At 63.4% G+C, this 21,760-nt stretch carries 19 protein-coding genes; 10 read left to right on the top strand and 9 right to left on the bottom strand.

The features are described 5' to 3' along the window. Window positions 1–76 precede the first annotated feature (76 nt). The 8 genes from LC039_RS24830 to LC039_RS24795 form a co-directional block, all read right to left on the bottom strand. Window positions 77–784 carry an ABC transporter ATP-binding protein gene (locus LC039_RS24830; protein ID WP_066109120.1) on the bottom strand — a complete coding sequence of 236 codons (708 nt, stop codon included), beginning with the start codon at window positions 782–784 and terminating at the stop codon, window positions 77–79. Beyond that, entirely contained in the window at window positions 771–1,505 is a 735-nt protein-coding gene (locus LC039_RS24825) for an ABC transporter ATP-binding protein (RefSeq protein ID WP_226629212.1), read from the bottom strand. Before LC039_RS24825 ends, LC039_RS24830 begins: the two co-directional genes overlap by 14 nt. Beyond that, the gene (locus LC039_RS24820) at window positions 1,498–2,538 is read right to left on the bottom strand and encodes an ABC transporter permease subunit (protein WP_226629206.1); all 1,041 of its coding nucleotides are present in this window, start codon (window positions 2,536–2,538) and stop codon (window positions 1,498–1,500) included. The genes LC039_RS24825 and LC039_RS24820 overlap by 8 nt, the downstream gene beginning before the upstream one ends. 25 nt (window positions 2,539–2,563) lie before the next feature. Continuing rightward, window positions 2,564–3,430, bottom strand: coding sequence for a branched-chain amino acid ABC transporter permease (locus tag LC039_RS24815; protein WP_066109112.1), 867 nt, complete (start codon window positions 3,428–3,430; stop codon window positions 2,564–2,566). A gap of 67 nt (window positions 3,431–3,497) precedes the next feature. Continuing rightward, the gene (locus LC039_RS24810; protein WP_226629204.1) at window positions 3,498–4,727 is read right to left on the bottom strand and encodes a transporter substrate-binding protein; all 1,230 of its coding nucleotides are present in this window, start codon (window positions 4,725–4,727) and stop codon (window positions 3,498–3,500) included. Window positions 4,728–5,032: 305 nt separating this feature from the next. Then, on the bottom strand, window positions 5,033–6,379 hold the full coding sequence (locus LC039_RS24805; RefSeq protein ID WP_193789533.1) for an amidase family protein: 1,347 nt from the start codon (window positions 6,377–6,379) through the stop codon (window positions 5,033–5,035). Window positions 6,380–6,599: 220 nt separating this feature from the next. Further along, the gene (locus LC039_RS24800) at window positions 6,600–8,114 is read right to left on the bottom strand and encodes an amidase (protein WP_226629203.1); all 1,515 of its coding nucleotides are present in this window, start codon (window positions 8,112–8,114) and stop codon (window positions 6,600–6,602) included. 285 nt (window positions 8,115–8,399) lie between these two features. Beyond that, complete coding sequence (locus LC039_RS24795) at window positions 8,400–9,338, bottom strand: NADP-dependent oxidoreductase (protein WP_226629202.1); 939 nt, start codon at window positions 9,336–9,338, stop codon at window positions 8,400–8,402. Window positions 9,339–9,408: 70 nt separating this feature from the next. Between LC039_RS24795 and LC039_RS24790 the strand changes: the two genes are divergently transcribed. Both LC039_RS24790 and LC039_RS24785 read left to right on the top strand, forming a co-directional pair. Next, on the top strand, window positions 9,409–10,746 hold the full coding sequence (locus tag LC039_RS24790; protein WP_319003745.1) for an MFS transporter: 1,338 nt from the start codon (window positions 9,409–9,411) through the stop codon (window positions 10,744–10,746). A 254-nt stretch (window positions 10,747–11,000) separates the two neighbouring features. After that, the gene (locus LC039_RS24785) at window positions 11,001–11,972 is read left to right on the top strand and encodes a helix-turn-helix domain-containing protein (protein WP_193789532.1); all 972 of its coding nucleotides are present in this window, start codon (window positions 11,001–11,003) and stop codon (window positions 11,970–11,972) included. Between the two features lie 93 nt (window positions 11,973–12,065). Here LC039_RS24785 and LC039_RS24780 read toward each other — a convergent pair whose 3' ends face one another. After that, entirely contained in the window at window positions 12,066–12,701 is a 636-nt protein-coding gene (locus LC039_RS24780) for a HupE/UreJ family protein (protein ID WP_226629200.1), read from the bottom strand. 318 nt (window positions 12,702–13,019) lie between these two features. Between LC039_RS24780 and nthA the strand changes: the two genes are divergently transcribed. From nthA to LC039_RS24740, 8 genes are all read left to right on the top strand, one after another. Continuing rightward, the gene (nthA, locus tag LC039_RS24775; RefSeq protein WP_083191346.1) at window positions 13,020–13,649 is read left to right on the top strand and encodes a nitrile hydratase subunit alpha; all 630 of its coding nucleotides are present in this window, start codon (window positions 13,020–13,022) and stop codon (window positions 13,647–13,649) included. Continuing rightward, window positions 13,646–14,314: a nitrile hydratase subunit beta gene (gene nthB / locus LC039_RS24770; RefSeq protein WP_226629199.1), complete on the top strand. Its 669-nt coding sequence runs from the start codon at window positions 13,646–13,648 to the stop codon at window positions 14,312–14,314. Before nthA ends, nthB begins: the two co-directional genes overlap by 4 nt. Beyond that, window positions 14,314–14,790 (top strand): nitrile hydratase accessory protein, encoded by a 477-nt coding sequence (locus LC039_RS24765; RefSeq protein ID WP_083191345.1) that lies wholly within the window; start codon window positions 14,314–14,316, stop codon window positions 14,788–14,790. Before nthB ends, LC039_RS24765 begins: the two co-directional genes overlap by 1 nt. Window positions 14,791–14,939: 149 nt before the next feature. Continuing rightward, window positions 14,940–15,632 carry a cysteine hydrolase family protein gene (locus LC039_RS24760; protein ID WP_226629198.1) on the top strand — a complete coding sequence of 231 codons (693 nt, stop codon included), beginning with the start codon at window positions 14,940–14,942 and terminating at the stop codon, window positions 15,630–15,632. Window positions 15,633–15,652: 20 nt separating this feature from the next. After that, on the top strand, window positions 15,653–17,038 hold the full coding sequence (locus LC039_RS24755) for an amidase (RefSeq protein WP_226629197.1): 1,386 nt from the start codon (window positions 15,653–15,655) through the stop codon (window positions 17,036–17,038). 63 nt (window positions 17,039–17,101) lie between these two features. Then, entirely contained in the window at window positions 17,102–18,208 is a 1,107-nt protein-coding gene (locus tag LC039_RS24750) for a substrate-binding domain-containing protein (protein ID WP_226629196.1), read from the top strand. A gap of 25 nt (window positions 18,209–18,233) precedes the next feature. Further along, window positions 18,234–19,178, top strand: a complete 945-nt coding sequence (locus tag LC039_RS24745) for an ABC transporter permease (RefSeq protein ID WP_066109079.1) — start codon at window positions 18,234–18,236, stop codon at window positions 19,176–19,178. 20 nt (window positions 19,179–19,198) lie between these two features. Then, window positions 19,199–21,697 carry an ATP-binding cassette domain-containing protein gene (locus LC039_RS24740; protein ID WP_226629194.1) on the top strand — a complete coding sequence of 833 codons (2,499 nt, stop codon included), beginning with the start codon at window positions 19,199–19,201 and terminating at the stop codon, window positions 21,695–21,697. Window positions 21,698–21,760: the final 63 nt, after the last annotated feature.

The raw sequence follows: 21,760 nt of genomic DNA, 5'->3' as shown, positions 1-21,760 counted from the left end.
GAGGACCCCAGACGTCACTAGAAAGACCCCGGCATGGTGATCACGCCGGGGTCTCAATGCTCTTGGGCTCTACGAGTCAGGCCGCGAAGCCCATAAACTCACTCACCGCCCGGCTGTCGGTCAGCTGGTCTTTGGGAATCTGTCGATCCAGCACACCGTTCGAGATGGTATAGACACGATCCGAAAGGCCTGTGATGAAATCGAGGTTTTGCTCGACCAGAACGATGGTGATGTCCGTGTTGCGGGTCAGGGCCTGCAGAGTCTCCGAGATCTCGTCGATGATCGACGGCTGTATCCCTTCGGTCGGCTCGTCCAGCAGCATCAGCCGCGGCTTTCGGCACAGGCACCGGGCCAGCGCGAGCAGTTGCTGCTCGCCCCCCGACAGAGCACCGCCACTACGATCAAGCAGGCGGGTCAGACGCGGAAAGATCGTGAGGATTTCCTCGATCACTGTGTCTGCATCCTTCTGACCCGCGATCCCGCTCTCAAGGTTCTCGCGCACCGAAAGGGTCGGAAAGATCATTCGGCCTTGCGGCACAAGCCCCAAACCCATCCGCGCCCGAGCGTTGACCGGCAGGGCATTCAGCTTTTGCCCGTCGAAGACAATATCCCCGCTGGTCACCTTCACGAAGCCCATGAGCGCACGCAGCAGGGTCGTCTTGCCCATGCCGTTGTGGCCCAGCACCCCGACGACCTCGCCCGGCGCAACGGTCATGTCGACCTGGTGCAAGGCCGGCACCGCGCCGTAAGCGGCCTTAAGATTGCGAACTTCAAGCAGCGACATCGGCCTGTTTCCCCAAGTAGATTTCTTGAACGGCACGGTCGGACATGATCTCGTCGATCATCGCCTCACGGAAAATCGCGCCTCGGTTGAAGACGGTAGTGAATTTGGCGATGCGGCGGATGAAGGCCATGTCGTGTTCGACCACCACGACCGCGGCGCGCCGAGAAGTTTCGAGCACGAGATCGGCCAAACGGTCTCGCTCGTCGCCGGCCATGCCGGCCGCCGGCTCATCGAGCAACACCAGCCGCGGCTCGCCCGCCAGCACAGTTGCTAGCTCCACCAGTTGCCGCTGGCCATGCGCCAGTAGCCCGACTTCGCGCCGGGCGAGATGGGCGATGCCGCATTTCTCCAGCATCTCTTCGGCCTTCTCTTTTGCCATCGGGCGCAAGTGCTTGCGACGCGCCGACATACGCACGTTCTCATAGGCCGATAGCCCGTCGAAAAGGTTCGGCACCTGTGTCTTGATGCCGACACCCATTCCGACGATCGCATGGGTTTCCCAGCCGGTGATGTCCTGCCCGTCGAACCGGACCCTTCCGGACGTGGGAGTCAACTGGCCGGTCAGGCACTTGAAGAACGTCGACTTGCCGGCACCATTTGGACCCAGAAGGCAGCGCAGCTCGCCCTCGCGCAGGCTGAAATCGACATTGTCTACGGCGGTCACCCCGCCGAACTGCATGACGAGCTTCTCGGTGGTGAGGATCGGACGAAGATCAGACATCGGGAGCTACCTTTCCGGGGGTTCCTGAGCGCCGCACCGAGCCCCGTACGCGCAGCGCAGCGATGCCATCGCGAAGCGTCGGAAGCCCGCCCTTGGGCACCAGAAGGACGAGGACCATCATGATCCCGCCAAGGATGAAGTTGTTGTTGAGAATGTGCATCTCGCCCAACTTCAGCGACAGGTACTGCAGCAGCACCACCGCGACGATCGGCCCCGCCAGCGTTCCGACACCCCCGGCCATGGTCCAAATCAGTGCCTTGGCCGACATCTCCAGCGAGAAGACATTGGGATCGATGAAGGTCTGGTACGTGGCCCACATACCTCCTGCCATCCCGGCAATGCCTGCGCCGAGCGCGAACATGATCACCTTGTGCCGGCGCACGTCGTAGCCCAGCAACGCGGCCCGGGTCTCATTTTCGCGAATTCCCATCGAAATGCGCCCGAAGTCCGAGGCAATGAGGATCCGCAGCAGCACGTAGAGTAGTGTCAGGATGGCCATGAAGACCTGAAACATCTGTCCCGGGTCGAGCCAAGCCTGCGCGTCGCCTGGCACGTTCAGCACCGGCACTGAGGGGATGCCGTTGAACCCGCCGAGGCGCGCGTCGCCGATAGCGTATTCAGGGCCGGCCGTATGGTTGATTAGCTTCCAGAAGATCAGCGTGACTACCATGGTCACGACGCCCATGTAGACGTCCGACAATTTGCCGTAGAACATGAAGTAGCCGAGTGCCGCACCGAAGATGGCTGGGATGGCGAAGGCCAGCACGAAGGGAAAGGTCGTCTCGCCCATGTTGATCGCCGCGACCGAGAAGGTGTAGGCGCCCAGCCCGAAGAAGGCAGCCTGCCCGAAGCTCAGGATTCCGCCGAACCCCCAGATGTAAGCCAGCGAGAGCACATAGACCGAAAGCACCACGTATTGCGTGATCTGCATGATCTGGAAGAGGTCCCAGAAGAGAGGCCCTAGGAACAGAAGCACAAGGCCCAGAGCTGTCATGAACCAAAAGCCCGGATCCGTGCGGAGAGAGGTTTCCATTTGATGACTCCTTTGGAACGGCGGGTCAGAGGGATTTTCGGAAGATGCGCCCGGTGATGCCCTGCGGCAGCAAGCGCAGCAGGATTAGCGCGGCCAGCAGCAGCGCCGCATCGCCATAGACGGGCCCGGTAGCGAAGGTCACGCCCTGGCTGATCGTGCCAAGAAGTGTGCCCGCCGACAGCGTCCCGGCAATCATTGAGGCACCGCCGGTGATAACGGTGATGAAACTCTGGGCGACGAAATTCACGCCCATTGAGGGGGCCACGCCGGTCAAGGGAGCCAGCAGACCGCCCGCCAGACCCGTCACTGCCGATCCCAAGCCGAAGGTCGCCATGTAGACCCAGCTCGTGCGCACGCCCAGCGTCTCGGCCATGTCCGGATTCTGCATCGTTGCGCGCGCGATCAGCCCTGCCGAGGTAAACCGCAGCACCAACCAGATCGCCATCATCATCGCCACCGCAATGCCAATGAGCAGAAGGTTATAGCCGGGCACCTGGTAGGCCCCGATCGAAAGGCTGCCGAGCGGCGTCGACACGCCCTGCACAGTATTGCCGAAGACCATGGTCACCCCGCCAATCATCAGCAAGCTCAGGCCCCATGTGGCGAGCAGGCTGTCGATGATGCGACCGTAAAGGTGCCGGATCACCAGACGTTCGACGATAATGCCGAAGACGCCAACGACCAGCGGTGCAAGGACACCCATGGAGATCCATAGCGGCACCCCGGCGTTGTGCGACATGATGGTGATGTATCCTCCCAGCATCAGGAACTCGCCGTGGGCGAAGTTAATGACCTTCATCATCCCGAAGATGATGGCCAGCCCCGCGGCGAGGATCACGAGCCAGGAGATGGCGCGTAGGATTTCGAGGAAGACAATTATAGTGTAGTCCATTTGGCGCTCCGTGTTCGGATTGGCCGGACCGGCCCGCCGCGATTTGCGGCAGACCAGCTCAGTTTACTCAGAGGCTGATCTCGTGATGGACGTTGGCATCCGGCGTTTCCTGCAGGTTGCAGACCATCTGCGTATCGGTCGGCTGCACCGCTTCGAATTTTTGCTGGATATCCATTTTCTGATCCCTGAGCTCGGCGATGTAGACGTCGCGCACAGCGTGGTGGGTCAGCGGGTCGATGGCTACATTTCCCGCGGGCAGCAAATAGGACTTGCCGGTTTCGATCACCTCGAGAATTGCGTCCCGGTCCGTCGAGCCCGCTTCTTTGACCGCGTCGGCCCAGATCATCACTGCCTCGTAAGTAACTTCCGACGTCTCACCCAGCACAGGCGGATTGTCCGGATAGAAAGCCTTAATACCTTCACGGAATTCGGCATTCTTCTCGTTTTCGACAGTCTCATAGTAGCCGAAGGCAGTGAGGATTCCGTTGCCCTCTTCCGGCGTCAGCATGACGTTCTCGGTGCCGTTGCCGCCGAAGCTGGTAGAGGCGATCGGGATCTCGCCCTTCATCCCGGAGGCGACCCACTGGCGGTAAAAGCCCAAATGCGCGGTTCCGACAAGCACCGACATCACCATGTCAGGCTTGGCCGCCTGAATCTTCGAGATCGTCGAGCCAAACTGTGTGGTGTCGAGGGGGAAGAACTCGGTCTCGATCAACTCGCCGCCGTTCTCTTCCACGTAGCGCTTAATCCATGCCGCGGTGATGTGACCGTAGTTGTAGTCAGCGGCGACAGTATAGACCTTCTTACCCCAGAGGTTCATCGCGTTGGGAATGAGCTGCGCCACAGTCTGGGCCGGAGTGGTACCCAGCGTGATTTCGTTTCGGTCGCAGACACCGCCTTCGTAGAGGCAGCTGTAAAAATAGGGCGTCTGGTAGCGATGGAAGATCGGGCGGATGGTCTCGCGACTAGCCGAGGTGATGCCACCGAAAACTGCCGTCACCTTGTCACGCAGCGCAAGCTGGGTCGCGTATTGCGAATAGAGCGACATGTTCGACTGCGGATCGTAAGTGACCGCCTCGACCTGACGGCCGAGAAGACCGCCCGCCTCGTTGATCTGCGCCACCGCGTATTGCATCGCCTGGTTCATAGGAATGCCGCTGGAGTCGATCGCGCCCGACAGATCGTGAAGGCCACCGATGCGGATCACGTCGTCCTGCGCGCGCAGGATCGTAGGCGCAGAAAGCGTGGCGGTAAGCGCCGCGGAAGTCTGGAGAAAGGTCCGTCTGGAGAAAGTCATGTGAAGATCCCTGTTGCTGCTTCTCGTCGAGTTTCCGAGATGGTCGGGATAAATGAAATCGGTTTTGACAATTTAATATGTCATTTACGGACATAAAATATTTGGTGCCGCATTTTGGCGCAAGAACCGGGCCCAGAGCTGATGAGTGTTCAAGTCCGACGAGCACCTTTGTCGATCTTGCGCTGGAGCGACCCGCTTAGGCCGCCTCACTTGAAGAACCGGAGCCGTTGAAACTGCCTACGGGAATCATCGATCCCCTCGGCGTAAAATCCAAAGGCCCCGCCACTACGCCGGGACCTTTGCAGTCATCTCAAAGATTCAAAGCACCCCGGCGAAAGCTCGGCTTCGATGCGCGCGGCCATGGCCAGAAGCTGCCGGTCGCACCCGATCGGCGCCTCCAGCATCAGGCCGACAGGGAGCCCGTCTGCGTCGAAGCCTGCCGGAAGCGTGAGCGAGGGGGTTCCGGCGATTGTGGCCAGGGAGGTGTTCTGCACGACCACTGGGAGCGTGGGTCGCAATTCGCCCCTGACCTTGATCTGAGAATAGTCCTCGACCTTGGGTGGTTGTACAGGCGAGGTGGGCGCAGCGATCAGGTCGATTTCGTACTGCGTAAACAGGGCGCCGATGCACGCCTGCAAGGCCGAGCGGCCCTTGCGCACGAGATCGCGGTAGATGACGGCGCCGTCGGACGCGGCGGCCTCCATGGTGGCGAAGATCTCGACAACGTCCGGGCTGGCAAGCCCCTCGCGGAATTCCTGTAGGGTGATTTCGAGCTTGTCCGTGCAAAATTCCCGCCACCACGTCAACGCCTCAGTTTGCGCCGTTGGGGCATCGAACCGGCTCTGAATTTCCTCGTAGCCGAGTGCCGGAAGCGGTACGATCTCGACCGTGCCACCGGAAACGAGCTCTTCCAGCGCCGCGCGGAATCGGTCTTCGGTCGCTGGGCAATAGCCAGGCAACGCATCCGCCGGCAGACCGAGGCGCAGCGGGCGCCTCGGAACGGTAATATCGGCGGCATCATCGGGGCAGATCACGGCGTCGATTTCCGAGATATCACTGACCGAGTTAGCAAGCACACCAATTGTGTCGCGCATCCAGGAAATCGCGATGACGCCATCTGTTGAATAGCGTCCGGTCGAGGGACGCAGGCCGACGGTTCCGCAGAAGGCCGCCGGAATGCGGACCGACGCACCCGTATCCGTGCCGAGCGCCACTGGGACCAACCCGGCCGCAACCGCTGCCCCCGAGCCGCCCGAGGAGCCCCCTGCCGTCCTCCCCGCGTCGAAAGGGTTGATCACCCGCCCGTAAGCAGCGTTGTCCGATGTAATGCCGAAGGCCAGCTCATGCATGTTCAATTTCGCCGGAACCCAGGCTCCCGCCGCTTTCAGCCGGGCCACCACCGGCGCGTCTGCGCCCGGACGAAAGTTCTTGAGCGCGGGTGAAGCGCCCGTGGTCGCGAAACCAAGAACGTCGACGTTGTCTTTCACAGCGATCGGAAGGCCGGCCAACTGTCCGGTCAACCCTTCGGGCACACGGTAGTCCACCTGAGTTGTCGCGTTCAGAGGATTGCCCACGGCAATGGCACCAAGGCGGTCCGCGAGCCCAGCCGCGCCGGAGCGGGAAATCTCGCGGCGGGCTTCATCGATGGTCATCCGATTGGCACATACATCTTTCATATCGTGTCCTCGCGATAGGCACGGCGCGTCGCGTCGCCCCCAGGGAACGCGCCATGCAAAAAGTTATGGGGTGTTCCGAAAGCGTTTCTCACAAGCGGCGAGAAAGCGTCCCGGCGGGCATTCTTGCAATGAACTTAGCAAGAGGCCCGGCGTACGCTTTACCCTATCGGCCAAAACGATTGACCAGATGCGCCGATCAGAAGGTCTTCCAGTCGCCCGACTGCTCAAATGCGTGGGCGGCGCGGTAGATGGTCTCCTCGTCAAAGTGCCGCCCCACCAGCATCATCCCCACCGGCAGCCCCTCCGACAGGCCGCAGGGCACGGACATGGCCGGGTGGTGGGTAATGTCGAAGGGACAGGTGATGCCGACCATCTCATGCGCGCGATCGAGGATTTCAGCCAGCGGCGCATCCGGTTCCGGCATTTTCTTCGAAGTGACGGCTGTTGTGGGCATCAGAAGAAGATCTACCTCGGCCAACTTAGCGTCATAGGCTGCGCGAAGACGGCGGCTGATGTTCATCGCCTTGCCGTAGAACCGCGTGCCGTAGGTGTCGGTGATGTAGCGGCCTGCGAGAAGGGCGATCTTGGCGGTGGGTGATAGGTCATTCGCCGTGCGGCGCCAGCCACGGTAATGATCCATCATCGAAACCGCGTATAGATCTCGCCGCGAAGCGCCATAGCCGTCGCCCTCGAACATCGTCATGAACGAACCCTCGGTCACGATCGGCTCGAAGATGGCGCCCGCAATCTTGTGCATTGGCACCGAGACCTCGATCACCTCGGCTCCCAGCGCCTCGAGCCGCTTAGCCGCGGCGCGGACCTTCTCGTTGACGTCGGGATCGGCGAAACGGTCCTCGAAGCCCTCCTTGAGGACACCGATCTTCATCCCCCGGATGTCGCCGGTCAGCGCCTTGGTATACTCGCGCACGTCAGGTGCCTTTATCCGCGGATCATAGCCGTCGTCACCAGCGATGACTTCGAGCAGCAGCGCGTTGTCCTCGACCGTGGCGGTCATCGGGCCGGCATGGTCGATCTCGATCTCGATCGGCATGATCCCGGTATAGGGCACCAGTCCGTGGGTCGGCTTCATGCCGTAGATGCCGCAGAAGGACGCAGGCATGCGGATCGAGCCGCCCTGATCGCATCCGACAGACATGTCGACCTCGCCGGTCGCCACGGTGACCGCGGATCCCGAGGAGGAGCCCCCCGCCGAGTAGCCGTGCCGCCAAGGATTGTGAACCGGACCTGTGGCATTGGTGAAGGAGCTTCCGGTCATGCACAGCAGCTCGCAATGCGCCTTACCGAGGATCTCGCCGCCCGCGTCGAGGATGCGGGTCACAATCGTCGCGTCGAACTCCGGTACATAACCTTCGAGCTGCGGCGTGCCGTTCATCATCGGGACACCGGCCAGCATGATGTTGTCCTTGAGCGAAACCTTCTTGCCCGTCAGCTTACCGCTTGCCGCACCTTTCACAGAGGTCTTCCAGTACCAGGCATTATGCGGGTTATCCTCGGGCAACGGTCGATGCCCGGGCGTGCGCGGATACTGCACCTCTGGCACTTCGTCTGGCATCCGGGACACCACCTCATAGGAGGACAGTCTTGCGGCGATCGCAGCCTGGTATTCCTCAAGTTCAGCGTCGGTAAAGGCGATCCCGTAGTGGGCCGCAGTGGCTCTCAGCTCGTCTTTTGTCGGCGCATGTACGGCCATTCTCGATCCTCGGGTCGTCGTTGCGTTGCCGAGAGGCTACTGCGCGCCTGAACGCCCGGCTTTGCTCGGTGTGCCAAAAGACATGTATAGTCTGGCCAAACAGGTCGCCGCCGGCCGGACCGCAGACGGCCTGCCCCCCTAGCGGCATGGCCCGGCGGAAAGCGGGCTGACGCACCTCCAGCAGCCAGTCTCGCCGCGAGACCTGCGTCGCCACGGCGACGGCCGCAAATCGCGCGACCGTCCCGATACAGCCGGGCGGTCCGAGGACGGAACCGCCCCCTTGGATCAGCCGATTTCAACGCCGATTTTGCCACGGATCCCGCCCTCTTCCAGCGCGGCCTGCGCCGCAGGGACTTCGGCAAGCGGACACCACTGCGCCACGTGGCTCTTCAGGGTGCCTGCCGCGACCTCCGCGGCGATACGAAGGAGATCGTCCTGGCGGGACTCCGCAATGAAGAACTTCGCAACCTTTGCCTTCTTTTCGCGCGCGCTTTCGGCGTCTGGCGCTGCCACGGCGGAGATCAGCCGGCCACCCTCTTTGAGAATTCGCCAAGAGCGTTGCTGAGTCTCACCACCGATCAAGTCAAGTACCAGATCGACGTCAGCCAGAACCTCGTCGAACTCCTCTGTATCATAGGCAACCACACGCTCCGCGCCCTGCGCGCTGAGGAAGTCCTTGTTTCGCTCGGACGCCGTCGCGATCACCTTCGCACCCGCGCGCGCCGCCATCTGAACCGCATAGTGCCCGACGCCCCCCGAGCCACCATGGATCAGAACGGTCTCGCCCGCTTGCAGTCCGCCCTGACGGAAGAGCCCCTGCCACGCCGTAAGCGCGGCGATCGGGAGAAGTGCAGCCTCGCGCGGTGTCAGCCCGTCGGGCACCTCGGCGACCTCCTCGGTTCCCATGACGATACATTCGGCAAAGGCACCGCGGCTGAAGTCCGGCGCACCGAAGACCGGGCGCCCGATCCAACCCGTGTCCACGCCTTCGCCCACCGCCTCGACGACACCACCCACGTCCCGCCCGCCGACATAGGGCAGCAGCTTCGGGGGAACCGAGGGGTAGCCTCCGCGCCTAATCATCAGGTCGACCGGGTTGATGCTGCTACCCTGTTGCCGCACCAGCAACTGCCCCGCAGCAGGCACGGGGCGCGGTATGTCGACAAGGGCGAGTACTCCGGTATCGCCAAAGGCCGAGAACTGGATCGCTTTCATCTGGGTCATCTCTTTCTCCTGGAACGGGATCGGCCGTTGACACGCGCCAAATAGTTCGGCATTTGCAAATTAGTTTGCCATGGCTATACCACTCTTGCTGATGTTGACCAGTGGCCAAGTCCGACAATCCATCGTCCGCATAGCCTGGAGCAGCCGCCACATGGCGACGTCACAAAGCATCGCTTCTCACGCCAACACGTTCAGCCAGAGCACAGCCTCCGCGTCACGAAGCTCGAGTTTCTTCGTGGGCCGAGCCTTCTGTGCGCTGGCAATCTTCGCGGCCCTCCTTGCAAGCACTACACCCAGCCCACTCTACTCCGTGTATATAAGCGAATGGGGCCTGCCGCAGAGCGCGGGCACCACCATCTTCTCGGTCTACGCAGTCGGCACGCTGATCTCGCTGTTTCTGGCCGGGCGGCTTGATCGTCTTGTGACAGACCGGCGCCAGATCCTGCTGCCAGCGCTACTGATCACAGCGACCGGCGCGATCCTCTTTGCCTTGGCCGACCAGGTCTGGATGCTGCTCGTCGGACGGTTCCTGTCCGGCATCAGCACAGGACTGATCACCTCGACAGCCTCCACCGCTCTTTTCGACCTCGACAGCGAAGATAAGCGCGGCCGCGCGGCCACGGTCTCGACAATTGCCTTCACCGGCGGCGCAGCGGCCGGTCCCTGTCTGTCCTCGGCCGCTCTCGCGACAAACGCTGCCCCGCTGGTCACACCCTTCCTGTGCATTGCCGCGGTCGCTGCATTCGCTTTCCTCGGGCTTACACTGGCGCCTTGGCCAAAGGGCAAGCGCGCATCCAACACGCCGGCCCGCGATGCCAGGGCGTCGCTCGACGATCGGGAACGTGCGCGCTTCCTGCGTCTGGCGTGCCTGTCGGTCGCAGTGGCCTGGATGCTTGGCTCGATCCTCATGGCGACCGCAGTCAGCCTCGCGACCGACCTCTTCCATCTCAATATCCACGCCTTGGCAGGGCTACTTCCAGCCATCTTTCAACTCTTCGCAGGTATCGGCCAGATGATGAGCGGGCGCATTCGCCCGCTGACAGCGATCGTCATTGGCTGCGGGACACTTGCGGCTCTGCAGGCCATGACGTTGGTCGGAGCGTTGGCCAGCGTATCGGCCATCTTCATCCTAGCCATGCCGCTCTGCGGCCTGTTCTACGGAGCAGCTTTCGTCGGCGGGGCGGCGCTCGTCAACCAGACCGCAGCCCCGGGCACCCACGCCTCGCAGATCGCTAAATTCTACGTTGTCGGCTACCTGTCGAACGCGATTCCGACCTTTGCCTTCGGTTTCCTGATCGACGGCCTCGGTCTCTCTACGGCCTTCACCATCTTCTCTTTGGTGCTCATCGCTCTGGCGCTGCTCACTAGCGCCACAGCGGCGCGGCGACGCAGCCAGCTTCCAGCCTAAATTCTGCGCACAATTGAGGGACTTTCGCGGCGCGCCTTCCCCAAGGCGCGCCATTTTCACGCGAATCCCCCTTTTTTTGTGGGGAAACTAACCCAGTTCACGCGCTTCGGCCATCGACGCAAAACTAAGCACACCTCGCGCCATGCGCATATTTCTCACGCACCCGATCTCATTGTGATCGTTGCCTGACGGCCCTCCGTTGCGCAATTTGGACGCGGTGGAATTCTTGGATCATGCCCATCGGAAAGCGCGATATGATCCCCGTCACACAGCAGCTCAAGGCCATCACGACGATCGACTCCGCAGCCCTTCCTGCGCGAGATCGCTTCCAATTCTGGAACGAAGTTATCTGCAAGCATTTTTCCCCTGCCGAGAACACGCCACTGCAGGAAGCCGACGCCTTCCGGGCCAAGATTTCCATGCGCAGCCTCGGCAGCCTAGGCCTGAGCCGGCTGGCGACTAGCGGCATGGTCAGCCGGCGCGATCAGAATGACATTCGCCGCGACACGCTGGACTGCTTCTACATCGCCCTACTGACGGAAGGCGCGATGAAGGTCGACCAGAATGGCCGGTCAGGTCACCAGCAGGCTGGAGAATTCTGCATCTACGACTCCGCGCGTCCGTTTCATAACCACATGGACGGCTACTATGGTGGTTACTGGGTCAAGATTCCGCGCTCCGTGATGCTCAACCGCATGCCGAACGCCGAACGTCTGACGGCCCGACCGATGTCGAGCACCTCGCCGATAGGACGGCTTGCCACTAACATGCTGCGCGAGGCGCATGGCCTCGATCTGACAGGCGACTGTTCGTCGTCGAACCGCGTCGCCATGTCCTTAATCGACCTGCTTGCCGCTGCGTTCGAAAGCGAGGCCGGACTCTCGGACTTTGACACCAGCCGCCATGGTGCGCTGCTCGACCGCGCCAAATCGCACATCCTGGCACACCTCGAAGACACCGAACTGAATTCCGATCTTCTGGTGAAAGAGCTCGGCGTGTCGCGACGGACGCTGAACCGGGTCTTCGCGATCGAGGATACCACGCCGATCCGCTGGCTCTGGCAACAGCGTTTGCAGCGGGCTCATGAATTGCTCCTCGCGGGCGGAGAATACCGCGTCTCGGATGTTGCATTGAAATGTGGCTTCAGCGACTTCTCGCACTTCGCCCGCGCCTTCAAGAGCGAGTTCGGGATCACTCCGCGCAGTCTTCTCGCCCAGACTCACTGACCCCTTGCGGCAGGGCAGCATGAAAAAAAGCGGCCCGGGATATCCCGGGCCGTTCGAGTCAGGGCACGGCAATGTGCCCCCAGGGAGAAATTGTCAGACCGTGAAGACCATCGCCTCGACGGTCTCGATCATTACAGCGCAACCAATACCCATGCAGGCCGCCGCGGTGATGCGCTCGCGGGTGGCGGCAAGACCCGCGCTCTCGCGCGCCGCCACCACCAGCGTCGCCACACCGGCCGCGATGGCGAACTGGACCAGACCGAAGCCCAGTAGATAGGCCGGGATTACACCGGTCTCAGCCCCGAGAATGGCCTCGCCGTAGGCCCAGCCGTGGAACAGGCCGATGACCGGGACGACGATCCCGAGGGCCTTGACCTTGGGCAGCTCGGCGCGCAGCAGGACCGCGCCCAGAGCGACGACCGAGCCGCCGATGACCACTTCGGTGAGAGGCAGCGTCACACCCGCCAACAACAGCAAACAGCCAACCACCGTCGCCGCCGCGAAGCTCCCGCTCAACGCCAGCCGCTGACCGCTGCGGGCCGCTAGTAGGCCGACCAGCACAACGAAGGCCAAGTGATCGATACCGATGACCGGGTGCGCGAGGCCACTGATTGCGGACTCGAGGGCGTTGGTCGGCAGCTCCCCCCCCATGGCGTGGTGTGCATGCGCGGGCAGCGGTGCAAGAAGGCCGAGCGCGGCAAGGCCAAGACGATGAGATGTGCGGAGCATGGGGCGGTCCTCTTTGCTGTCGGTACTGTGGCATCCGGCGCGTTGCATGCCGGGATACGCACAATCCAGACCTGCACAGCCTCGCCGATCAAGCGCGAATGCCATGCTGGCCGATCCATCCGGATAGATTGGCACATAGAGTCCAATGCCGGTTCTTGCTCATATTTTTATGGCTTTCTCACCATACAGAGCGGGGCATTTTGGCCAATCCAGTCGAGCAAACGGGCACACTCAGCACAGACAGGCACGGCCAAATCGAGTCATAGTGAGAGAAACAAGAACCACGAAACCTCGACTTCCTACGACAGGGTGAAGAACATGTCCGACCATCACCACGGCACCAAGCCGCCCTCCGATAAGGCACTGCGCGTTCGCGCGCTTGAGCAACTGCTCACCGAGAAGGGACTGATCAAGGAAGGCGCGGTCGACGCCATCGTCGATATTTTCGAACAGAAGCTGGGGCCCAAGAACGGCGCCATGGTCATCGCCCGCGCCTGGAGCGATCCCGAGTACAAGGTCCGGCTGATGACCGATGCCTCCGCCGCGATCGAGGAGTTCGGCTTCGCCGGTTTCCAAGGCGAATACATGGTGGTCTGCGAGAACACCCCCGAGATCCACAACGTCGTCGTTTGCACGCTGTGCTCGTGCTACCCGTGGCCGGTCCTCGGCCTGCCGCCGACCTGGTACAAGACCGCCCCCTACCGCTCGCGCGTGGTGATCGAACCGCGTGCGGTACTCGAGGAATTCGGTCTGACGATTCCCGACGAGGTAGAAGTCCGAGTCTGGGACTCAAACAATGAGCTGCGCTACCTCATCCTGCCGATGCGCCCTGAGGGCACCGAGGGCTGGACCGAGGCGCAGCTGGCCGAACTGGTCACTCGCGACTCGATGATCGGCACCGGCCTGCCACTAACCCCCGATGCGCTGACCAAGGGAGAGACCGCATGAACAGCATTCACGATCTCGGCGGCATGCACGGCATGGGGCCCCTGCCCTTCGACGAGAATGAGCCCATGTTCCACGAGGATTGGGAGCGGCGTATCTGCGGCGCCCACTTGCTAACCCTGATGACCGGCCTCGCGGTCGCCGACGAGGCGCGCCACTCCATGGAACGGATCGAGGCTCTGCACTGGCTGGCCTCGCCCTACTATGAGCACTGGCTCGACGGGACCGAGACCTACCTGCAGGAAAAGGGCATCGCGACCGCCGAGGAGCTGGCCTCGGGAAAGGCCAGCGCGCCGCTTCCCGATTGGGCCGCCAGGCTCGAGGCACTGGAGCCCGAAGCCGTCACCAAGATGTTCACCACCAACCACCCGGTCACCGGCGAGTCCAAGACCCAGCCGCGCTACAAGGAAGGGGACAGGGTCCGGTCGCTGAACATCAACCCGAAGACCCACACCCGTCTGCCGCGCTACACCCGCGGCAAGCCCTGCACCATCATCGCCTACCGCGGCGCCTGCCTCTATGCAGATGCCCGCTCGCAGGGCGACTACGAGGCGCTGGACCACACGTACACCGTCCGTTTCGAGGCGGCCGACCTCTGGGGGCCCGACGCCGGCGGCAAAGATGCCGTCTACATCGACCTCTACGAGACCTATCTGGAGGACCTGTGATGGACACGCGCAGTATCATCTCGGCGCTCGATCCCTGCCGCACCGACCTGACCTCTCTGGGACAGGCCGACGTCGGCGCCCCGGGCTTCGGCGAGCCCTGGCACGCGCAGGTCTTCGGGCTTGCCATGGCGCTCGCGCAGGCCGGTGTGTTCAGCTGGGCGGAATGGGTCGAGACCTTCTCGACCGAGATCCGCACGCACCCGCAGAGCGGCATCGAGACCTCGGAAGAAGCCTATTACCGGCAATGGTCCGAGGCGCTGATCACCCTCCTGCGCAAGACCGGGGCGGCGACAGACGAGGAGATCTCCGAGACCGCTGAGCACTGGCGGCGCTCCTACATCGCCACCGAGCACGGCAAACCGATCGAATTTCGCCGCGACCTGCCGAACCTGCCCGACATCGACGATGACCACCATCACCACCATGCGCCGAGCACGCCGGCCGAGCCAGTCTCGGTAAGTCCCGCCGAGGCCTGATCCGCCGCACGTCCGACCGAGGCTCTTCCCCAGAGCCTCATCCGGGGCGCCAATTCCGCACACCTTCCCCAAACTCCCGCTGGCATCTTCGCCAGCGGCCCGGGCGAGCCATGCCCGCTCCAAGGCCACATCTGACGAGACCCGACTCCATGCACAAGACCGACATCAATCCCGTCATGCTCGAACGCGGCCGCTGGAACCGCGATGGCCGCGACCAGGCCTTCACCGAGTTCGACCTGAGCAAGACTGCGCTGCTGGTGGTCGACATGCAGCGCGCCTACCTCGACGAAGGCACCTGCGCCGAGGTGCCGGTGGCGCGCGAGATCGTGCCCAACGTCAACGCCATTGCCGCCGCACTGCGCGAGGCCGGTGGCAAGGTGATCTTCATCCAGAACACCTATGACGGCTCCGAGCCGGTGGTCTGGACCAGCTTCTACCGCAATTTGCTGGGCAGCCCCTTCTCGACCGATCTCGTCGCCGCGCTAACGCCCGGCAACCCGCTGCATGACCTGGCCCCCCAACTCGACCGGCAGGAGGGCGATCTGGTTGTCCGCAAGACCCGCTTCTCCGGCTTCACCCCCGGCACCTCGCGACTGAACGAGGAACTGCAGGCGAACGGCATCGAGACGGTGATCGTCACCGGCACGCTGACCAACTGCTGCTCGGAAGCTACCGCCCGTGACGCGGCGCAGATGAACTACGACGTGATCTTCGTCTCGGATGCCAACGCCACGATCACCGACGAGGAGCACAACGCCACGCTCGGCAATCTCTATGTCGTCTACGCCGACGTGGTGCCCACCAGCGAGGTTCTGAGCCTCATCTCCGCGAACGCCGCCTGACCCTGCCGAAAGACAAGCCGATGCACTACAGCTCCATCACCGCCCTCGCCCGTGACCTCTCAGCCCGCAAGGTCTCGCCGGTCGAAGTCACCCGGCACATGCTGAGCCGGATCGAGGCGCTCGAGCCGCAACTGAATGCCTATGTCACCGTGACCGCGGAACGGGCGCTGGAGCAGGCCGCTACCGCCGAAGCGGAGATTGCCGCGGGGAAATACCGAGGTCCGCTGCACGGCGTGCCCCTATCGTACAAAGACATCCTTTACACCGATTTCGCCAAAACCACTGCCGGCACCCGGATTCACAAGGATTTCCGTCCGGGCTACACCGCCACCGTCATTCAGCGGCTCGAGGCCGCTGGCGCCGTGACGCTGGGCAAGGTGAAGACCACTGAGCAGGCCTATGCCAATCACCATCCCGATGTGACCGCCCCGTCGAACCCCTGGAATGCCGGACACTGGGCGGGCTCCTCCTCCTCGGGCTCGGGCGTGTCGGTCGCGGCGGGGCTCGCCTTCGCCTCGCTCGGCTCCGACACCGGCGGCTCGATCCGCTTTCCTGCGGCGGCGAACGGGGTGACGGGCCTCAAGCCCACCTGGGGCCGCACCAGCCGCCACGGCGCCTTCGAACTGGCCGCCTCGCTCGATCACATCGGACCCTTCGCGCGCAGCGCGGAAGATGCCGGCCTCGTCCTGCAGGCCATGGCCGGCGCGGATATCAATGATCCCACGGCGCTCACCGCGCCGGTTCCGGACTACGGCGCCGAGGCTGGCCAGTCGATTGCCGGGCTGCGCATCGGCATCGACCGCGCCTATATCTCCGAGGGCATCGACGCCGCCAACGTGGCCGCCATCGAAGAGGCCGCGCGGGTGCTGCAATCTCTGGGCGCGGTTCTGGTCGACGTGACGGTCGAAGACTGGAAGGCCGCCGCCAAGGCCTGGCTGCCGATCTGCGCCCCCGAGACCGCCGCGGCACATGCGGCCACCTTCCCCTCCCGCCGCGATGACTATGGCGAGACCCTCGCCGCGCTCATCGACATGGGCGACGGCTACAGCTCGCGCGAGGTCGCCCGGGCCCATCAGACCCGGCTGGGGTTCACTGCCAAGCTGAATGCGCTCTTCCGGCAGGTCGATCTGCTGCTCATCCCCGCCACCATCTGGCGGGTTCCGGATCTCGCCAACTGGGCCGACTACGCCGAGGGCGACAACTCCGAATTCATCCGCTTCACCGGCCCCTTCGACATGTCGGGGTCGCCCACCGTCACGATGCCAGGCGGCTTCGACCGAAACGGTCTGCCCGTCGCCGTGCAGCTTGTCGCCCCGCAGCTCTGCGAAGGGCGGCTCGTGAGAGCCGGTTCGGCCTTCCAGAAAGCCACCGACTGGCACCTCCGGCAGCCTCCTCTCGCCTCCTGAACTTGCCGAACTTCAACAGGGATCAGCCGCATCGGCTGACAGAAACCAGAAAAGGAAACAACAATGTCTTTCCGCAAATTCGCCACCGCCGGCCTGCTCGGCCTGCTCACCTCGGGCGCGGCGCATGCCGCTGCCGACCAGCACCCGAAGAAGGTCGGGGGCATCGAGGAATTCCACCCGATCACCGACTTCTGCGGCGACAAGCCGATGCGTGTCGCCTACTCCACCGGCTCCTCCACGGACCCTTGGCGCCTGATCTCGCGTGCCGAGTTCGAACTTGAAGCCGCCAAGTGCGACAACATCAAGGAAGCTCGCTACGTTGATGCGCAGGGCAGCGTGGAGCAACAGATCTCGGACATCACCGGCCTCGCGGCGCAAGGCTTCGACGTGATCGTCGTGCGTCCCGACGGCGGTGAAGCGCTGCTGCGTGCGATGTCGCAGGCAATGAAGCGCGGCGCAAAGGTCGTGCCCTTCTACGGCGGGACCTCCTGGCCTGGCACTCCCGGCAAGGATTACGTCGGCATGGTCACGGCTGACCAGAACATCGAAGGCAAAATGGCGGCGGAATGGATCGTCGAGCAACTTGGCGGCGAAGGTAACGTTGTGATGCTCGGCGGCGCGCCTGGCGCGGTCTCGACCCGCAACACCTACAATGGTGCCATGGAGGTTTTTGCCAAGCACCCGGGGATCAAGATGCTCGAAGACGGCCCCGTGACAACCAACTGGGATCGCGCCGAGTACCAGAAGGTCATGACCAGCCTGCTCGCCAAGCATGACAAGATCGACGCGGTCATGTCGGACTACGGCATCGGGTCGATGGGCGCTATCCGTGCCTATGAGATCGCTGGCGAGAAGCTCCCGCTCTGGACCACGCGTGATGGCAACGAGCTGGCCTGCTACTGGCAGGAAAACCACGACGCCAACCCCGATTTCGAGCTCTTCACCACCTCGGCCGGAACCTGGCTGACCCGCCTTGCCCTGCGCAAGGGCGTTGCCGCCGCCAACGACGTCGAGAACGACGAGCCGACGATCATCATCGACCCGGTGATCGACAACACCGCCAGCGAAGATGCGAAGTTCAACCCGGTCTGCGATCCTGAACTTCCGATGGGTGCCCATGTCTCGACCTTCACGATGACGAAGGACGAGATGCGCGCGATCTTCGAATAACCCCACGACCGAAGGAGACCACCCAATGGGCAACCTCTTCAAACGCAACGAGTTCAGGGCGCTGGCCGCCCTGATCCTCCTGTTGGTCATCGGCGGGGTGATCGCCCCGTCCACGATCCGCCCCGCTTCCATCTCCGGGCTCCTGCCTTTTGCGGGGATCCTCGCGGTGGCCTCCATCGGTCAGCACCTCGTCATTCAGCAACGAGGCATGGACATCTCGGTCGCGGGGGTCTTCTCCCTCGCCGCCGTCGTCGTCACCGCTTTCCAATCCGGAGGGGGCGGCACGCTGGAGGCCATGGGTCTCGTCGGCCTCGCCCTGCTGACCGGCGCCGGCGTCGGGCTCGCCAACGGGCTGACCGTTACGCGTCTCGGCGTGCCTCCTCTGGTTGTCACCATCGCCATGAACTCCATCGTTTTCGGCCTGGTCCTGGCTCTGTCCGGTGGCCGTGCCTCGACGGTCGCGAAACCGATCGCCGACCTCGCTGCTTCGCGCGTCGTCGGTATCCCGGTGCCTTTCCTTGTCGCGCTCGTACTGGTTGCCCTGGTAGCCTTGGTAATCTCGCGCACCGCGCTTGGCCGCCGCTTCTCGGTTTCCGGGCTCAGCCCGAACGTCGGGCTCGCCCTCGGCTTCCGTGTCGAGCTTTTCCAAGTCGGCGCCTACATCGGGGCCGGCATTCTCTTCGCCGCCGCGGGCGTGCTCTTCGCAGGCCTGTCGAACGTTCCGACGCTTTTCGCTGGCAACGACTACATGCTGGCCACCGTCGCCGCCTATGTAGTGGGAGGCAACTCCCTCACCGGTGAGCGCGGCTCGGTGCTGGCGACCGGGATCGGCGCTTTCTTTCTGACCTATCTGGGACAGTTGGTGATCAGCCTCGGGTTCGACACCGCCGTGCAGTACCTCATTCAGGCAGCCATCGTCCTTCTCGGCGTAAGCCTTCCGTCCATCGCGAACCGTCTCAAGACCGCGTGACCGACATGAAAGCAGTTCCCATGACCGCAAACGCACAACCCGTCGCCGCAGCAGAGCTCGTTGCGCCGCCCGCCCTGATCCTCGACGCAATTACCAAGTCCTTCGGCCCGGTGAAGGCGCTCAAGGGTATCGACCTCAAGGCATGGCCGGGAGAGGTTCACGCCATCGTCGGCGAGAACGGTGCGGGCAAGTCCACGCTGATCAACTGTGCTGCAGGCGTGCTCACTCCCGACACCGGCACCGTGTCGATCAAGGGCGAGACCGCCCGGTCGCAGGCCGCGCAGGTGCGCGAGATGGGCCTGTCGGTGGCCTTCCAGCACCCGGCGCTGGCTCCCGATTTGACGGTGCTCGAGAACTTGCAGCTGGCACGACAGGACCTGACGCCTTCCGAGGCACAGGAGCTGCTCGACCGGGTCTCCACCAAGGCGTTGGCGATGGACCTCTCTACTCGCGCCGCCGACCTCTCGTTGGCGCAGGGCCACGTTCTGGAGATCGCCCGCGCGCTTGCGAGCCGCCCCGCCGTCTTCATCTTCGACGAACCCACCGAGCCTTTCCAGGACCCTGAGGTGCGGCACCTGTTCCATCTCATTGCCGAGCTGAAGGCGCAGGGCACCGCGATCATCTACATCTCGCACCGCCTGCACGAAGTCATGGCTATCGCCGACCGCGTGTCGGTGCTGCGTGACGGCGACCTGATTGAGACCCGGCCCGCCGCCGACTTCACCCCCGACGAGATCGTCAACCTGATCGTCGGGCGCCCCCTCGGGCAGGTCTTCCCGCCCAAAGGCAAGATCGGCACCGGCCCCAAGCTGCTCACCGTGGCAGCTCTGTCGGGCAAGGGCTTCCGCGACGTGTCACTGGCGGTACGTCCGGGCGAGATCATCGGTCTGGCCGGTGTCGAAGGACAAGGCCAGCGCGACTTCCTGCGCGCCCTCGCTGGGATCAATCCGAAAACCTCCGGCGACATCCGCGTCGATATAGACGAGCCGAAACCCGGTGTCGCCAACTTCCGCCGCGCCGGCGTGGCCTTCGTGCCCGACGACCGTCACGCCGAAGGGCTTGTCCTCTCGCTCACCATCCGCGAGAACGAGGGGCTCGGCCAGCTCGCCGCGATCTCGGACCACGGCCTGCTATCCGCCCGCCGCGAAAAGGAGCTTGCCGAGCAGATCCATGCCGATCTGCGGGTCAAGGCTCCGACCGTAGAGTCGACGGTCGGCCAGCTTTCGGGCGGCAACCAGCAGAAGGTTCTCATCGGCCGTGAGATCGCGATGAAACCGCGCGTACTGCTCGTCGACGAGCCGACCAAAGGGGTCGACGTGGGCTCGCGCTCGGACATCTACAACAAGCTACGCGAAATGGCCGATTCCGGCTGTGCGGTGATCGTCTCCTCGGCGGACGGCGTAGAGATCGAGGGCCTGTGCGACCGCGTTTTGGTATTCTCGCGCGGCTCGGTGGTGACCGAGCTGACCGGCGCGGATGTCAATGATGCCAAGATCACCGAGGCCAATCTTAAGGCTACCGGTATTCGCGATGGCTCGGACGCCGATGCAGGAGGCAGAAAACGCTCCGCCTTCTGGAGCTCCGACCAGATGCCCGCGGCGATCCTCGTGCTGCTGTCCGTTCTGGTGATGGGTGTCACGCAGGCTATCAACCCGTGGTTCCTCTCGGCATTCAGTCTGCAGAGCATTGCTACGCTGACCAGCATCCTTGCGCTGGCAGCCTTCGCCCAGCTCTTCGTGATCATCAAGGGCGGCATCGACCTTGCCGTGGGGCCGCTCATCGGTTTTGCCGTCGTCCTGTCCTCGTACTTGCTGGGGGAAGAACCGCCGGTCGGCTATGTCGGCGGCGCGCTCGTCGTCCTTGTCATATGTACGGCAGTTGGCCTGTTGCACGGTGTTCTCGTAGAGCGCCTCAAGCTGCCGGCCATCGTGGTGACGCTTGCGACCTATACTGGCCTGCAGGGGCTGTCGCTCATTCTGCGGCCCTCACCCGATGGGCTTCTCTCCGATGGCTACATGGAGACGGTGCAGATGCTGGTCGGCCCGGTGCCACTGGTCTTCGTGTTCGTCATCGCCCTAACCCTGGGCGCCGAATTCGGCCTCTTCCGGCGCCCGGTCGGCCGCGCCCTGCGCGCCGTCGGCTCGCGCCCCAAGGCTGCCGAGATGATTGGCCTGCAGCGCGGCAAGATCGTTGTTCTCGCCTTCGTCGGGAGTGGTCTTTTTGCGGGCGTCGCCGGGCTGCTTCTGGCAGCGCAGGTCGGGATCGGCTCTCCCACAACGGGCGTCAGCTACACCCTCATGAGCGTGACCGCCGTGGTGCTGGGCGGCGCACAGATCACGGGCGGGCGCGGCTCGTTCCTCGCCACACTGGCCGGGGCCTTGTTCATCCAATCGATCATTGCCGCCCTGCCCTTCCTGAACCTCGGATCGGTCTGGCAATATGTGTTGATCGGTGGCGCGACCTTCATCGCGGCAGGACTCTTCAGCCAGATGCGCAAGCCGGCCAAACCCGCGCACTGAGCGCAATCGCCCACACCGAGAGAATGGCCCGCCCGGATCGCTCCGGGCGGGCCATTCTCTTGG

Origin of the sequence: Alloyangia pacifica (assembly GCF_020524285.1) — a bacterium.
GTDB lineage: Bacteria > Pseudomonadota > Alphaproteobacteria > Rhodobacterales > Rhodobacteraceae > Salipiger > Salipiger pacificus_B.
The sequence above is the reverse complement of the archived record's forward strand: the minus strand, read 5'-3'. Positions and strand labels throughout refer to the sequence as shown.

Bases quoted from the DNA above. Each gene is read 5' to 3' on its own strand.
- LC039_RS24830 (WP_066109120.1), bottom strand. From the start codon at position 784: ATGTCGCTGCTTGAAGTTCGCAATCTTAAGGCCGCTTACGGCGCGGTG.
- LC039_RS24825 (WP_226629212.1), bottom strand. From the start codon at position 1,505: ATGTCTGATCTTCGTCCGATCCTCACCACCGAGAAGCTCGTCATGCAG.
- LC039_RS24820 (WP_226629206.1), bottom strand. From the start codon at position 2,538: ATGGAAACCTCTCTCCGCACGGATCCGGGCTTTTGGTTCATGACAGCT.
- LC039_RS24815 (WP_066109112.1), bottom strand. From the start codon at position 3,430: ATGGACTACACTATAATTGTCTTCCTCGAAATCCTACGCGCCATCTCC.
- LC039_RS24810 (WP_226629204.1), bottom strand. From the start codon at position 4,727: ATGACTTTCTCCAGACGGACCTTTCTCCAGACTTCCGCGGCGCTTACC.
- LC039_RS24805 (WP_193789533.1), bottom strand. From the start codon at position 6,379: ATGACCATCGATGAAGCCCGCCGCGAGATTTCCCGCTCCGGCGCGGCT.
- LC039_RS24800 (WP_226629203.1), bottom strand. From the start codon at position 8,114: ATGGCCGTACATGCGCCGACAAAAGACGAGCTGAGAGCCACTGCGGCC.
- LC039_RS24795 (WP_226629202.1), bottom strand. From the start codon at position 9,338: ATGACCCAGATGAAAGCGATCCAGTTCTCGGCCTTTGGCGATACCGGA.
- LC039_RS24790 (WP_319003745.1), top strand. From the start codon at position 9,409: ATGGCTATACCACTCTTGCTGATGTTGACCAGTGGCCAAGTCCGACAA.
- LC039_RS24785 (WP_193789532.1), top strand. From the start codon at position 11,001: ATGATCCCCGTCACACAGCAGCTCAAGGCCATCACGACGATCGACTCC.
- LC039_RS24780 (WP_226629200.1), bottom strand. From the start codon at position 12,701: ATGCTCCGCACATCTCATCGTCTTGGCCTTGCCGCGCTCGGCCTTCTT.
- nthA (WP_083191346.1), top strand. From the start codon at position 13,020: ATGTCCGACCATCACCACGGCACCAAGCCGCCCTCCGATAAGGCACTG.
- nthB (WP_226629199.1), top strand. From the start codon at position 13,646: ATGAACAGCATTCACGATCTCGGCGGCATGCACGGCATGGGGCCCCTG.
- LC039_RS24765 (WP_083191345.1), top strand. From the start codon at position 14,314: ATGGACACGCGCAGTATCATCTCGGCGCTCGATCCCTGCCGCACCGAC.
- LC039_RS24760 (WP_226629198.1), top strand. From the start codon at position 14,940: ATGCACAAGACCGACATCAATCCCGTCATGCTCGAACGCGGCCGCTGG.
- LC039_RS24755 (WP_226629197.1), top strand. From the start codon at position 15,653: ATGCACTACAGCTCCATCACCGCCCTCGCCCGTGACCTCTCAGCCCGC.
- LC039_RS24750 (WP_226629196.1), top strand. From the start codon at position 17,102: ATGTCTTTCCGCAAATTCGCCACCGCCGGCCTGCTCGGCCTGCTCACC.
- LC039_RS24745 (WP_066109079.1), top strand. From the start codon at position 18,234: ATGGGCAACCTCTTCAAACGCAACGAGTTCAGGGCGCTGGCCGCCCTG.
- LC039_RS24740 (WP_226629194.1), top strand. From the start codon at position 19,199: ATGACCGCAAACGCACAACCCGTCGCCGCAGCAGAGCTCGTTGCGCCG.